Annotated in this window: 12 protein-coding genes; 8 read left to right on the top strand and 4 right to left on the bottom strand. The window is 59.0% G+C overall.

Going from position 1 to position 12,979, the window contains the following annotated elements:
- Positions 1-185: 185 nt before the first annotated feature.
- From AFK24_RS23295 to pdxJ, 8 genes are all read left to right on the top strand, one after another.
- Positions 186-1,589 carry a DegQ family serine endoprotease gene (locus AFK24_RS23295; RefSeq protein ID WP_240500435.1) on the top strand — a complete coding sequence of 468 codons (1,404 nt, stop codon included), beginning with the start codon at positions 186-188 and terminating at the stop codon, positions 1,587-1,589.
- 171 nt (positions 1,590-1,760) lie between these two features.
- Positions 1,761-3,557 carry a translation elongation factor 4 gene (gene lepA / locus AFK24_RS23290; RefSeq protein ID WP_065835464.1) on the top strand — a complete coding sequence of 599 codons (1,797 nt, stop codon included), beginning with the start codon at positions 1,761-1,763 and terminating at the stop codon, positions 3,555-3,557.
- Between the two features lie 9 nt (positions 3,558-3,566).
- Positions 3,567-4,421 carry a signal peptidase I gene (gene lepB, locus AFK24_RS23285; protein WP_065835463.1) on the top strand — a complete coding sequence of 285 codons (855 nt, stop codon included), beginning with the start codon at positions 3,567-3,569 and terminating at the stop codon, positions 4,419-4,421.
- A gap of 113 nt (positions 4,422-4,534) precedes the next feature.
- On the top strand, positions 4,535-4,912 hold the full coding sequence (locus AFK24_RS23280; protein ID WP_065835462.1) for a DUF4845 domain-containing protein: 378 nt from the start codon (positions 4,535-4,537) through the stop codon (positions 4,910-4,912).
- Positions 4,909-5,598, top strand: a complete 690-nt coding sequence (rnc, locus tag AFK24_RS23275; RefSeq protein ID WP_020288886.1) for a ribonuclease III — start codon at positions 4,909-4,911, stop codon at positions 5,596-5,598. The genes AFK24_RS23280 and rnc overlap by 4 nt, the downstream gene beginning before the upstream one ends.
- Positions 5,591-6,493, top strand: a complete 903-nt coding sequence (era, locus tag AFK24_RS23270; RefSeq protein WP_020288887.1) for a GTPase Era — start codon at positions 5,591-5,593, stop codon at positions 6,491-6,493. Before rnc ends, era begins: the two co-directional genes overlap by 8 nt.
- Positions 6,494-6,585: 92 nt before the next feature.
- Entirely contained in the window at positions 6,586-7,269 is a 684-nt protein-coding gene (gene recO / locus AFK24_RS23265) for a DNA repair protein RecO (protein ID WP_065835461.1), read from the top strand.
- Between the two features lie 50 nt (positions 7,270-7,319).
- Positions 7,320-8,066, top strand: coding sequence for a pyridoxine 5'-phosphate synthase (pdxJ, locus tag AFK24_RS23260; RefSeq protein WP_065835460.1), 747 nt, complete (start codon positions 7,320-7,322; stop codon positions 8,064-8,066).
- 113 nt (positions 8,067-8,179) lie between these two features.
- On the opposite strand, the gene cmoB is transcribed toward pdxJ, so the two are convergent.
- The 4 genes from cmoB to lon all read right to left on the bottom strand — a co-directional run bounded on the left by cmoB (position 8,180) and on the right by lon (position 12,937).
- Positions 8,180-9,139, bottom strand: coding sequence for a tRNA 5-methoxyuridine(34)/uridine 5-oxyacetic acid(34) synthase CmoB (gene cmoB, locus AFK24_RS23255; RefSeq protein ID WP_065835459.1), 960 nt, complete (start codon positions 9,137-9,139; stop codon positions 8,180-8,182).
- Positions 9,136-9,879: a carboxy-S-adenosyl-L-methionine synthase CmoA gene (cmoA, locus tag AFK24_RS23250; protein WP_065835458.1), complete on the bottom strand. Its 744-nt coding sequence runs from the start codon at positions 9,877-9,879 to the stop codon at positions 9,136-9,138. Before cmoA ends, cmoB begins: the two co-directional genes overlap by 4 nt.
- Before the next feature lie 89 nt (positions 9,880-9,968).
- Positions 9,969-10,364 carry a protease inhibitor I42 family protein gene (locus AFK24_RS23245; protein WP_065835457.1) on the bottom strand — a complete coding sequence of 132 codons (396 nt, stop codon included), beginning with the start codon at positions 10,362-10,364 and terminating at the stop codon, positions 9,969-9,971.
- A gap of 152 nt (positions 10,365-10,516) precedes the next feature.
- Positions 10,517-12,937 (bottom strand): endopeptidase La, encoded by a 2,421-nt coding sequence (gene lon, locus AFK24_RS23240; RefSeq protein ID WP_065835456.1) that lies wholly within the window; start codon positions 12,935-12,937, stop codon positions 10,517-10,519.
- Positions 12,938-12,979: the final 42 nt, after the last annotated feature.

Here is a 12,979-nt window from a genome sequence, read left to right as displayed (position 1 = left end):
TCACAGCTTCGCAGCTCTGGCCTTTGTTGTTTCCGAGCCAAAAAAATGCTGACTGATGGTCGCGCGCTTTATCTGAGTGCTTCAGGGGCCGGGCCATTGTGTCGTTCGATCTGTATTGCTTAACCATGCTCGTCGTTAACGGGAGCCGTATGTTGATACCAAGCTTTAAGTCCTATCTTTCACTGATGGCCGCCGTGCTGATGTTGGGGCAGGTTGCTACTGCCCAGGCCGAGGCGTTGCCGGATTTCACCACGCTCGTCGAGCAAGCGTCGCCGGCTGTGGTGAACATCAGCACCCGTCAGAAGTTGCCGGATCGTGCGGTCGCCGGGCAGATGCCTGATCTCGAAGGTCTGCCGCCGATGTTGCGCGAATTCCTTGAGCGCAGCATGCCGAATCAGGGGCCGCGCGCGCCGGGCTCCCCAAAAGGGGATCGCCAGCGTGAAGCACAATCCCTCGGTTCAGGTTTCATCATTTCCGCTGACGGCTATGTCCTGACCAACAATCATGTGGTTGAAGGTGCCGACGAAATTCTGGTCCGCCTTTCCGACCGCAGTGAGCTGAAAGCCAAGCTGGTCGGCACCGATCCACGTACCGACGTGGCCGTGCTGAAGATCGAAGGCAAGGATTTGCCGACGGTGAAACTGGGTGATTCCGAGAAGCTGAAAGTTGGCGAGTGGGTATTGGCCATCGGTTCGCCGTTTGGCTTTGATCACTCGGCGACCAAAGGTATCGTCAGCGCCAAAGGCCGCAGTCTGCCAAACGACACATATGTGCCGTTCATCCAGACTGACGTTGCGATCAATCCGGGTAACTCGGGTGGTCCGCTGTTCAACATGTCGGGTGAGGTGGTGGGGATCAACTCCCAGATATTCACCCGTTCGGGCGGCTTCATGGGCCTTTCGTTCGCGATTCCGATCAACGTCGCGATGGACGTAGCCAATCAGCTCAAGGCCAGCGGCAAGGTGAATCGCGGCTGGCTGGGCGTCGTCATTCAGGAGGTCAACAAAGACCTGGCTGAATCGTTCGGTCTGGACAAGCCGGCCGGTGCGCTGGTTGCCCAGGTACTTGAAGACGGTCCGGCTGCCAAGGGCGGCCTGCAAGTGGGCGATGTGATCCTCAACGCCAATGGCCATCCAATCGTGATGTCGGCTGACTTGCCGCAAATCGTCGGCAACCTCAAGGACGGCAGCAAGGTCCAGTTGGACGTGATCCGCGAAGGCAAGCGCAAGATGCTGGACGTAACGGTCGGCGCGTTGCCGGATGAAGGTCAGGAAATGGGTGCGGCGGACGGTGCAGGCGCTGAGCGCAGCAGCAACCGCATGGGCGTGACCGTAGCGGACTTGACTGCCGAGCAGCAGAAGAGCCTCGACCTGAAGGGCGGCGTCATCATCAAGGAAGTGCAGGAAGGTCCAGCTTCCCTGATCGGTCTGCAGCCAGGCGATGTGATCACTCACCTGAACAATCAGGCGATTTCGTCGGCCAAGAACTTCACTGAGGTGGCAAAAGGCCTGCCGAAGAATCGTTCGGTTTCCCTGCGTGTGCTGCGCCAAGGTCGCGCCAGCTTCATTACCTTCAAGCTTGCGGAGTAGTCGCTTGCGTTAGCCAGAGAGGGCGGTCATTACCGCCCTTTCTTGTGCGCGCCATCAAGGGTAATGCCGATCCGCTCGCCTGTGAACGTGACGCCCCGGCGTTACTTCAGGTACAATTCCCGGCTATTTTTCGGCGGGTAAACTGCCTGCAACCTTTTTGAGTGTTGATCCGTGAGTGATTTGAGTCATATCCGCAATTTCTCCATCATCGCCCACATTGACCATGGCAAGTCGACGCTGGCCGACCGTTTCATTCAGATGTGCGGCGGCTTGTCCGAGCGCGAGATGGAAGCCCAGGTACTTGACTCCATGGATCTCGAGCGCGAGCGCGGGATCACCATCAAGGCCCATAGCGTCACGCTGCACTACAAGGCCAACGACGGCAAAACCTATCAGCTGAACTTCATCGACACCCCGGGCCACGTGGACTTCACCTATGAAGTCAGCCGTTCCCTGGCGGCGTGTGAAGGTGCGTTGCTGGTGGTCGATGCGGGCCAGGGCGTTGAGGCCCAGTCGGTAGCCAACTGCTATACCGCCATCGAGCAGGGCCTTGAGGTCATGCCGGTGCTGAACAAGATGGACTTGCCGCAGGCCGATCCGGACCGCGTCAAGGAAGAAATCGAGAAGATCATCGGCATCGATGCCACTGACGCCGTGGCCTGTAGCGCCAAGAGCGGCATGGGCGTCGACGAAGTGCTGGAGCGTCTGGTTCATACTATTCCGGCGCCTACCGGTAATATCGAAGCGCCACTGCAAGCCTTGATCATCGACTCCTGGTTCGACAACTATCTGGGCGTTGTTTCCCTGGTACGTGTGCGTCACGGTCGGGTCCGCAAGGGCGACAAGATTCTGGTCAAATCCACCGGCAAGATGCACCTGGTCGACAGCGTGGGCGTGTTTACCCCCAAGCACACGGCCACGGTTGACCTGAAAGCCGGTGAAGTAGGCTTCATCATCGCAGGCATCAAGGACATTCACGGCGCGCCGGTTGGCGACACCCTGACCTTGAGCACCACGCCTGATGTCGAAGTGCTGCCCGGTTTCAAGCGCATTCAGCCGCAGGTCTACGCCGGTCTGTTCCCGGTCAGCTCCGACGACTTCGAGGACTTCCGCGAAGCCCTGCAGAAGCTGACCCTGAACGACTCGTCGCTGCAGTATTCGCCGGAAAGCTCCGACGCACTGGGCTTCGGCTTCCGTTGCGGCTTCCTCGGCATGCTGCACATGGAGATCATCCAGGAGCGTCTGGAACGCGAATACGACCTGGACCTGATCACCACGGCGCCAACCGTTATTTTCGAGCTGTTGCTCAAGACCGGTGAAACGATTTACGTCGATAACCCGTCAAAGCTGCCAGATCTGTCGACCATCGAAGATACGCGCGAGCCGATCGTGCGGGCCAATATTCTTGTGCCCCAGGAGCACCTCGGGAACGTCATTACGCTGTGCATTGAAAAGCGCGGCGTTCAGCACGACATGCTGTTCCTCGGTACACAGGTGCAAGTGAGCTACGACTTGCCGATGAACGAAGTGGTCCTGGACTTCTTCGATCGTCTCAAGTCGGTCAGCCGTGGTTATGCGTCGCTGGACTATCATTTCGATCGTTACCAGTCCGCTAACCTGGTCAAGCTCGATGTGCTGATCAACGGTGAGAAAGTCGATGCCCTGGCATTGATCGTGCACCGCGACAACGCGAACTACAAAGGTCGCGCGTTGACCGAGAAGATGAAAGAGTTGATCCCTCGGCAGATGTTCGATGTGGCAATCCAGGCCGCCATTGGCGGGCAGGTTGTGGCGCGTACCACTGTCAAGGCGCTGAGAAAGAACGTACTGGCCAAATGTTATGGCGGCGACGTCAGCCGTAAGCGTAAATTGCTGGAGAAGCAAAAGGCCGGTAAGAAACGCATGAAGCAGGTCGGCAACGTGGAAATTCCACAGGAAGCTTTCCTTGCAGTGCTCAGGTTGGAATAGTCAGGTCCTATGTCACTAAATTTCCCGCTGTTGTTAGTCATCGCTGTTTTTGTCTGCGGTCTGCTGGCATTACTCGATCTGATCGTTCTGGCGCCTCGTCGCCGGACGGCCATCTCGACGTATCAAGGCAGTGTCACCCAGCCGGACATCGAGGTTGTCGAGCGTCTGAACAAGGAACCTTTGCTGGTTGAATACGGCAAATCGTTCTTTCCGGTGCTGTTCATCGTTCTCGTCCTGCGTTCGTTTCTGGTTGAACCGTTCCAGATTCCGTCGGGCTCGATGATCCCGACGCTGCGAGTGGGTGATTTCATTCTGGTGAACAAGTTCTCCTACGGCATTCGCTTGCCGGTGCTGGACCAGAAGGTCATTCAGATTGGCGATCCACAGCGTGGCGATGTGATGGTGTTTCGCTTCCCGAGCGATCCGAGCGTCAACTACATCAAGCGCGTCGTCGGCTTGCCGGGCGACCAGATCCGTTACACCAGCGACAAGAAGCTGTACGTCAATGGTGAGCTGGTGGCCAAGCAGTTGATCGGCACCGAGCCGGGCACCCTGGGCAGCGCAGAGTTGTATAACGAGCAACTGGGCGCCGTCGAGCATCAGATCCGCCAGGAAATGACCCGTTATCGGGCGCCACCTGATCGGGAATGGACGGTTCCGGCCGCGCATTACTTCATGATGGGCGACAACCGGGACAACTCCAACGACAGCCGTTACTGGGATGATCCAAGTATTCCCAAGGACGAACTGGGCATGGTTCCGGACAAGAACATTGTCGGCAAGGCGTTCGCCGTATGGATGAGCTGGCCTGAGCCTAAACTGAGTCACCTGCCCAACTTCTCGCGGGTAGGGTTGATCAAGTAATCGATGCGGCGCTGTGTGATACAGCGCCGTATGTCATTTGGGCTGGCTCGAATCGGTGTCGCAGTGGAGCAATCCTGCCGACCGCTTTCGACGGGCTATCCTTGAGGTTTCATATGAAAGTCGCCGGTTCGCAGAAAGGGTTGTCGTTTGTGGGATGGCTGTTGGCCCTGGCGCTGTTAGCGTTTGTGGTCAATGTGGCATTCAAGCTGGTCCCGCATTATCTCGACCACAGGTCGCTCAAGAGCGCCATTGAGGCGGTCGAGACCAACCCTTCCCTGGATATCAGTACGGTCAGCGATTTCTACAGTTATGTCGGTAAAAGCATGCAGGTCAACAGTATTCGGGATTTGGATTTGAACAAGGTGTTAAGTGTGACGGTGGAAAACAACAAGTTTCTCGCCCATTTGAAATACGAGAAGCGTGAAGCACTGATCCAGAATATCGATCTGGTGGTCAAGTTCGACGACACATTCAGCGTGGGTAAACCGTGAGCGTTTCGTTGAGTCGCCTGGAGCGCCAGCTCGGCTATACCTTCAAGGATCAGGAGCTGATGGTCCTGGCCCTTACTCACCGCAGCTTCGCCGGGCGCAACAACGAGCGCCTGGAGTTCCTCGGTGATGCCATTCTCAACTTCGTGGCCGGCGAAGCCTTGTTCGACCGCTTCCCCCAGGCTCGCGAAGGCCAGTTGTCACGCTTGCGGGCGCGTCTGGTCAAAGGTGAAACCCTGGCCGTGCTGGCCCGTGGTTTCGATCTGGGCGAATACCTGCGTCTGGGTTCCGGTGAACTGAAGAGCGGCGGTTTTCGTCGCGAGTCGATTCTTGCCGATGCACTTGAGGCGCTGATCGGTGCGATCTACCTCGATGCGGGCATGGACGCGGCGCGTGAGCGGGTTCTGGACTGGCTCACCACCGAGTTCGACAGCCTGACGCTGGTCGACACCAACAAAGATCCAAAGACCCGGCTGCAGGAGTTTCTCCAGTCGCGTGCCTGTGACCTGCCGCGCTACGAAGTGGTGGATATCCAAGGCGAACCGCATTGCCGAACCTTTTTCGTCGAATGCGAGATCACCTTATTGAATGAAAAAAGCCGGGGTCAGGGTGTCAGTCGTCGCATTGCCGAACAGGTAGCAGCGGCCGCAGCACTCATTGCCCTTGGCGTGGAGAACGGCCATGAATGATTCAATCGCAACACGCTGTGGCTATGTCGCCATTGTCGGCCGCCCGAACGTGGGCAAATCCACGCTGCTCAACCATATTCTGGGTCAGAAGCTGGCGATCACTTCGCGCAAGCCGCAGACTACCCGTCACAACATGCTGGGGATCAAGACCGAAGGCGCCATCCAGGCGGTCTACGTCGATACCCCGGGCATGCACAAGAACGGCGAAAAAGCGCTCAATCGCTACATGAACAAGACCGCGTCAGCAGCGTTGAAAGACGTTGATGTGGTGATTTTCGTGGTTGACCGTACGCGCTGGACCGACGAAGACCAGATGGTGCTCGAGCGTGTGCAATACGTGCAGGGTCCGGTGATTCTGGCGATCAACAAGACCGACCGCCTGGAAGACAAGACCGAGCTGATGCCGCATCTGGAATGGTTGCAGGGTCAGCTGCCCAATGCTTCGATCATGCCGATTTCCGCGCAGCACGGGCACAACCTCGAAGCGCTGGAAACCCTGATCGCCAAGCATTTGCCGGAAAACGAGCACTTCTTCCCGGAAGATCAGATCACTGATCGCAGCAGCCGCTTCCTGGCCGCCGAGCTGGTTCGCGAGAAGATCATGCGTCAGTTGGGTGCCGAGCTACCGTACCAGATCACGGTTGAAATCGAAGAGTTCAAGCAGCAGGGCAAAACTCTGCATATTCATGCCTTGATCCTCGTCGAACGTGACGGTCAGAAGAAGATCATCATTGGCGACAAGGGCGAGCGCATCAAGCGCATCGGCACCGACGCGCGCCGCGACATGGAGCTGCTGTTCGACTCCAAGGTCATGCTCAATCTCTGGGTCAAGGTCAAAGGCGGCTGGTCCGATGACGAGCGCGCCCTGCGTTCGTTGGGCTACGGCGACCTGTAAGCTCAATGCCCAATGGTGGAGCGTTTCCTGCGCTCTGCCATTGGCAGTCACATTCCTCCGTTGTCTTCGCCTCTTTCGAGCCTGCCTGAACAATGAGCGCGCCCATCGGCCAACTTGCTTACGTGTTGCACAGCCGGGCGTACCGTGAAAACAGTGCACTTGTCGACTTCCTCACGCCGCAAGGTCGCCTGCGGGCCGTGCTGCGCAGTGCGCGAGGCAAGGCCGGTACGCTAGCGCGCCCGTTTGTGCCGCTTGAGATCGAATTTCGTGGCCGTGGCGAACTGAAGAATGTCGGGCGTATGGAAGCCTCGGGTGTTGCCAGCTGGCTGGTGGGCGAGGCGCTGTTCAGCGGCCTTTACCTCAATGAGCTGATCATTCGCCTGCTGCCCGCCGAAGATCCCCATCCCGCCGTTTTTGATCATTACGCTGCTACCTTGCTGGCACTGGCCGAAGGTCGTCCGCTGGAACCGCTGTTGCGTTCTTTCGAATGGCGCCTGCTCGACGATCTGGGCTACGGTTTTGCGTTGGATACGGACGTCAATGGCGAACCGCTGGCAACGGACGGCATGTACCGTCTGGTAGTGGATGCCGGGCTGGAGCGGGTGTACCTGTTGCAGCCCGGTTTATTCCAGGGCGTCGAGCTGCTGGCCATGGCCGAAGCCGACTGGAGTGCGCCGGGTGCGTTGTCTGCCGCCAAGCGGCTGATGCGTCAGGCATTGGCCGTTCACCTGGGCGGCCGTCCATTAGTCAGTCGCGAACTGTTTCGCAAGCCGTAAACAGGCTTTATGCTCACCGACCTGTTCCGACCATCTTTCAGGAGACACCCGTGACTCACAGCACTCGCATCCTTCTTGGCGTCAACATCGATCACGTCGCCACGTTGCGTCAGGCCCGGGGCACGCGTTACCCGGACCCGGTCAAGGCCGCGCTGGATGCCGAAGAGGCGGGTGCCGATGGCATCACCGTGCATTTGCGTGAAGACCGCCGCCATATTCAGGAACGCGATGTATTGCTGCTCAAGGATGTGCTGCAAACCCGCATGAACTTCGAAATGGGCGTGACCGACGAAATGCTGGCTTTCGCCGAGCGCCTTCGTCCGGCGCATGTTTGCCTCGTTCCGGAAACACGCCAGGAATTGACCACCGAGGGCGGTCTCGACGTAGCCGGCCAGGAAGCGCGCATTCAGGCGGCCGTTGAGCGCTTGAGCAAGATCGGGTGTGAAGTGTCGCTGTTCATCGACGCAGATGAGCGGCAGATCGCCGCGTCAAAACGTGTCGGCGCGCCTGCCGTCGAGTTGCACACCGGTCGTTATGCCGACGCCCAGACCCCCACCGAAGTCGCCGACGAGCTGCAACGTATCGTCGATGGTGTCGCGTTTGGTCTGGCTGAAGGTTTGATCGTCAACGCCGGACACGGCCTGCATTACCACAACGTCGAAGCAGTTGCGGCGATCAAGGGCGTGAACGAGCTGAACATCGGCCACGCGCTGGTGGCTCACGCGCTGTTCGTGGGCTTCAAGTCGGCGGTGGCGGAAATGAAAGCGTTGATTTTGGCGGCGGCTTACAAGGGCTGAAAAAGCCGGAGCCCTGTTGGAGCGAGGCTTGCCCGCGAAGAACGCTAACGCGGTGTATCTGCGACACCGCAGTGACCAGTTCGCGGGCAAGCCTCGCTCCAACAAGCTGTTTTTTAAGGCTTACGCCCCACAATCACTGCCCGCATCGGCGCGGGCAGGCCTTCCACGGTTTTGCTGTGATCGTCCGGATCAAGAAAGTCGCTCAGAGACTGGAAACGCATCCATTCCGTGCCGCGCTGCTCCTCGACGGTGGTAACGCTGACATCCACGCAGCGCACATCGACGAAGCCCGCGCGGCGCAGCCACAGTTCCAGCGCCGGCACTGATGGCAGGAACCAGACGTTGCGCATCTGCGAGTAGCGGTCCTCCGGGACCAGCACTTGATGCACGTCGCCCTCGATCACCATGGTTTCCAGCACCAGTTCGCCGCCTTTGACCAGGCAATCCTTGAGGGCCAGCAAGTGATCGATGGGTGACTTGCGGTGATACAGCACGCCCATGGAAAACACCGTGTCGAAGCCTTCGAGCCGTGCTGGCAAATCCTCAAGCGTGAACGGCAAATGCCAGGCTGGAAGGTCGGGCAGGAAGCGCTGCATGGCCTGGAACTGACAGAAGAACAGCCAGTTCGGATCGACGCCAATCACGCTGTCAGCCCCGGCGCCGAGCATGCGCCACTGGTAATAACCATTGCCGCAACCGACGTCCAGGACGCGCTTGCCCTTGAGGTCCAGGTGCGGGGCAACCCGCGACCACTTCCAGTCCGAGCGCCATTCGGTATCCACATGCACGCCGAATACATCGAACGGCCCTTTACGCCACGGCGACAGGCCCAACAGCGCCTTGCGCACCTGAGTGCGGGTTTCGCCGTCGCACTCGGCGTCCAGGGTAAAGCTGTCCGCCAGATCGACGCGGGTCGGCATCAAGTCGGGCAGGGCATTGAGCGCGCCTTGCCAGCGCTCCAGATCGCCGTGGCCCTTGGTCATCTTGGTATCGAGTTGCGCTTGCAGGCCATTGGCCCATTCAGCCAGAGGAGTGCCCGCCAGACGGCGGACCAGAGGAGCGAGATCAATCATGGCAGGGCAATCAACGAGGCAAAGTTAAGGCATTGGAACCAGGGCACCACCTTGGAAAATCCTGCGTCAAGCAGGCGTTGGCGGTGTTCGTCGAGGCTGTCGGGCTTCATCACGTTTTCGATGGCGCTGCGTTTCTGGGCAATTTCGAGTTCGCTGTAGCCGTTGGCGCGCTTGAAGGCGACGTGCAGATCAGTGAGCAGAGCGTGTTCCTGTTCGTCATTGAAGCGCAGCTTCTCCGACAGAATCAGCGCGCCGCCCGGCACCAGCGCCTGGCGGATGCGGCTCAATAGCGTCAGACGTTGCTCGGGAGCGATGAATTGCAGTGTGAAATTCAACGCCACCACCGAGGCTGGCTGGAACTCAAGGGCCAGAATGTCGCCTTCGATGACCTGCACCGGCAGCAACTCCTGAAACATCGAGTCCTGCCCATTGAGGTATTCACGGCAGCGCTCCACCATGGCTGCCGAGTTATCCACAGCAATGACCTTGCAGCCTTCGGTTCGCACATGGCGGCGCAAGGCTTGAGTCACGGCACCCAAGGAGCTGCCCAAGTCGTACAGCACGCTATTGGGTTGCGCAAATTGCGCCGCGAGCACGCCGAGATTTTCGACAATCGTCGGATAACCCGGCACCGAGCGCTTGATCATGTCCGGGAACACCCGCACCACGTCCTCGTTAAAGGCGAAGTCGGGCACCTGGGCAAGGGGCTGGGCGAATAGGCGGTCGGGTTCTTTGCTCACGGCAGTTCCGGCGTAGGGCTGAAAAGTGCGGCATTTTAGCCAATTACACGTCCGGGCCGAAACCTCATCTGCGCGAAGTTGGCTAAAACTCACTCATTGACGGTAATCACGCAGTCGAAAGTGCGTTCCGGTGCGACTTCCGGCGCCCACGGCTGTTGATAGACCATCATCAGGTGACCGCTGCCAGCGTCCGCCGCCCGATAACGCCATACCGACTGACCGGCACTGCCGACCATGTTTTTGTCTTCGGGGTTGCTGTAAACCTCCGGCCCCATGCTGCGCAAGATGCCCTGCGCCGGGTTCTGGATCTGCCAGCGGTAGCCGGTGGTCGGCGTGCTGGGCAGGGTCAACAGCAAGATCTGCCCGGTTTTCAAGGTCAGCGGGCATTCGCTTTGTTTTTCGAGGGTGACGATATGGCGCGGTTGCTGCGCACAGGCAGCGAGCAGGCAAAGGCTTAGCGGGGCGAGTAGACGGGCAGGGGTCATGGAGGCTCCAGTCTCGTTTGACGAGCCTGGAGGATAGCCGATTCTGTTGGAGCGAGGCTTGCCCGCGACCCCGTCGACGCGATGCGGCAGGTATACCGCGTTATCGGCATTCGCGGGCAAGCCTCGCTCCAACAGATGTAGGGCAGCTCTTTTTAGAACAACACCTTCGCCACATCCGCAAAACGCTTGGCGAAATGCACGGTGATGCCTTCTTTCAGGTAATCCGGCAGTTCTTCGAAGTTGCCACGGTTGGGTTCCGGCAAGATCAACTCGTTGATCTTCTGCCGACGGGCCGCAATCACCTTCTCCCGCACGCCACCGATTGGCAGGACATGCCCGGTCAGGGTCAGCTCGCCAGTCATGGCCACGCCTTTTTTCGGTGCCTGGTTACGCGCCAGGGACAACAAGGCGCTGGCCATGGTCACGCCAGCACTTGGGCCGTCCTTGGGCGTTGCGCCTTCGGGTACGTGCAAGTGGACAAAGGCTTCGTCGAAGAAACGTGGATCGCCGCCAAATTGCTCAAGGTTTGAGCTGACGTAGCTGTAGGCGATTTCAGCGGATTCCTTCATCACATCGCCCAACTGGCCGGTGAGTTTGAAGCCACGGTTGAGCGTGTGAATGCGCGTGGCCTCGATCGGCAAGGTCGCGCCGCCCATGCTGGTCCAGGCCAGGCCGGTAATCACGCCGGTCCCGGACAGCACCTGCTCATTACGGAACACCGGCATGCCCAGCGATGCTTCGAGATCTTTTGGGCCGATCTTGATCACCGACTTCGGTTCATCCAGCAGTTTGACCACAGCTTTACGTACCACTTTGCTCAGCTGTTTCTCCAGCTGCCGCACACCGGCTTCTCGCGCATAACCGTCGATCACCGCGCGCAACGCGTTGTCGCTGATCGCCAGGCTGCCTTTGGAAACACCGGCTTTGGCAAGCTGCTTAGGCCACAGGTGACGCTTGGCGATGGCCAGTTTCTCTTCGGTGATGTAACCGGAGAGGCGAATCACTTCCATCCGGTCGAGCAACGGGCCGGGGATCGAGTCGAGGGTGTTGGCGGTGCAGATGAACAGCACTTTGGACAGGTCCAGACGCAGGTCCAGATAATGGTCGAGGAATTCGACGTTCTGTTCCGGGTCCAGGGTTTCCAGCAATGCCGAGGCCGGATCACCCTGATAGCTTTGGCCCATCTTGTCGATTTCATCGAGCATGATGACCGGGTTCATCACTTCCATATCTTTGAGCGCCTGCACCAGCTTGCCCGGTTGGGCGCCGATGTAGGTGCGACGGTGGCCCTTGATCTCGGCTTCATCGCGCATGCCGCCGACGCTGAAACGATAGAACGGCCGCCCCAGGGATTCGGCAATGGAGCGCCCGACACTGGTTTTACCCACGCCCGGCGGACCGACCAGCAGCACAATGGAACCGCTGATCTCGCCTTTATAGGCACCGACCGCGAGGAATTCGAGGATCCGCGCCTTGATGTCATCCAGGCCCGCGTGATGCTGGTCGAGCACTTTGCGCGCGTGCTTGAGGTCCAGTTTGTCCTTGCCGAACACGCCCCACGGCACCGAACTCGCCCAGTCCAGGTAATTACGGGTGACGGCATATTCCGGCGAGCCGGTTTCCAGCACCTTGAGCTTGCCGATCTCTTCGTCAATGCGCTTGCGCGCCTGCGGCGGCAGGGTTTTGCCTTCCAGGCGAGCTTCGAACTGTTCGATGTCGGCGCTGCGGTCGTCCTTGCTCAGGCCCAGCTCTTGCTGGATGACCTTGAGTTGCTCCTTGAGGAAGAACTCACGCTGGTGCTCACCGATCTTGCGGTTCACCTCGGCGGAGATTTCCTTTTGCAGGCGCGCAACTTCGACTTCCTTGCGCAGCATCGGCAGGACTTTTTCCATGCGCTTGAGCATGGGCACGCAATCGAGCACTTGTTGCAGCTCGACGCCGGTGGCCGACGTCAGCGCTGCGGCGAAGTCGGTCAGCGGCGACGGATCGTTGGGGCTGAAGCGATTGAGATAGTTCTTCAACTCTTCGCTGTACAGCGGATTGAGCGGCAGCAGCTCCTTGATCGCGTTGATCAGGGCCATGCCATACGCCTTGACCTCGTCGGTCGGCTCATTGGGCAGATGCGGGTACTCGACTTCCACCAGGTAAGGCGGGCGATGATGTTTCAGCCAGGTCTTGATGCGCACCCGGCTCAGGCCCTGGGCGACGAATTGCAGCTTGCCGTTTTCGCGACTGGCGTGGTGCACCTTCACCAGCGTGCCGTATTCGGGCAACGCGTCGGTATTGAAGTGGCGCGGGTCTTCCGGTGGGGTATCCATGAAGAACAGCGCCAGGGAGTGGTGCTCGGACTTGCTCACCAACTCCAGCGTTTCGGCCCACGGTTCTTCATTGACGATGACCGGCAACACCTGGGCCGGGAAGAAAGGACGGTTATGAATCGGGATGATATAGACCTTGTCCGGCAGGTTCTGCCCAGGCAAGGCGAGCGAGGTGCTGGTGGAACTCAGGGTTACTTCGTGCTCAGCGTCTACTTCATCTGGCAAATCGTGTGAGTCTGCTTGCTGGTCGCTCATGGGGCACCTGCACAATTGAACATGGCTCTTAGATGGGGCGGT

Source organism: Pseudomonas syringae (assembly GCF_001698815.1).
Taxonomy (GTDB): domain Bacteria; phylum Pseudomonadota; class Gammaproteobacteria; order Pseudomonadales; family Pseudomonadaceae; genus Aquipseudomonas; species Aquipseudomonas syringae_A.
The sequence above is the reverse complement of the archived record's forward strand: the minus strand, read 5'-3'. Positions and strand labels throughout refer to the sequence as shown.

Bases quoted from the DNA above. Each gene is read 5' to 3' on its own strand.
- AFK24_RS23295 (WP_240500435.1), top strand. From the start codon at position 186: ATGGCCGCCGTGCTGATGTTGGGGCAGGTTGCTACTGCCCAGGCCGAG.
- lepB (WP_065835463.1), top strand. From the start codon at position 3,567: ATGTCACTAAATTTCCCGCTGTTGTTAGTCATCGCTGTTTTTGTCTGC.
- AFK24_RS23280 (WP_065835462.1), top strand. From the start codon at position 4,535: ATGAAAGTCGCCGGTTCGCAGAAAGGGTTGTCGTTTGTGGGATGGCTG.
- era (WP_020288887.1), top strand. From the start codon at position 5,591: ATGAATGATTCAATCGCAACACGCTGTGGCTATGTCGCCATTGTCGGC.
- recO (WP_065835461.1), top strand. From the start codon at position 6,586: ATGAGCGCGCCCATCGGCCAACTTGCTTACGTGTTGCACAGCCGGGCG.
- cmoB (WP_065835459.1), bottom strand. From the start codon at position 9,139: ATGATTGATCTCGCTCCTCTGGTCCGCCGTCTGGCGGGCACTCCTCTG.
- AFK24_RS23245 (WP_065835457.1), bottom strand. From the start codon at position 10,364: ATGACCCCTGCCCGTCTACTCGCCCCGCTAAGCCTTTGCCTGCTCGCT.
- lon (WP_065835456.1), bottom strand. From the start codon at position 12,937: ATGAGCGACCAGCAAGCAGACTCACACGATTTGCCAGATGAAGTAGAC.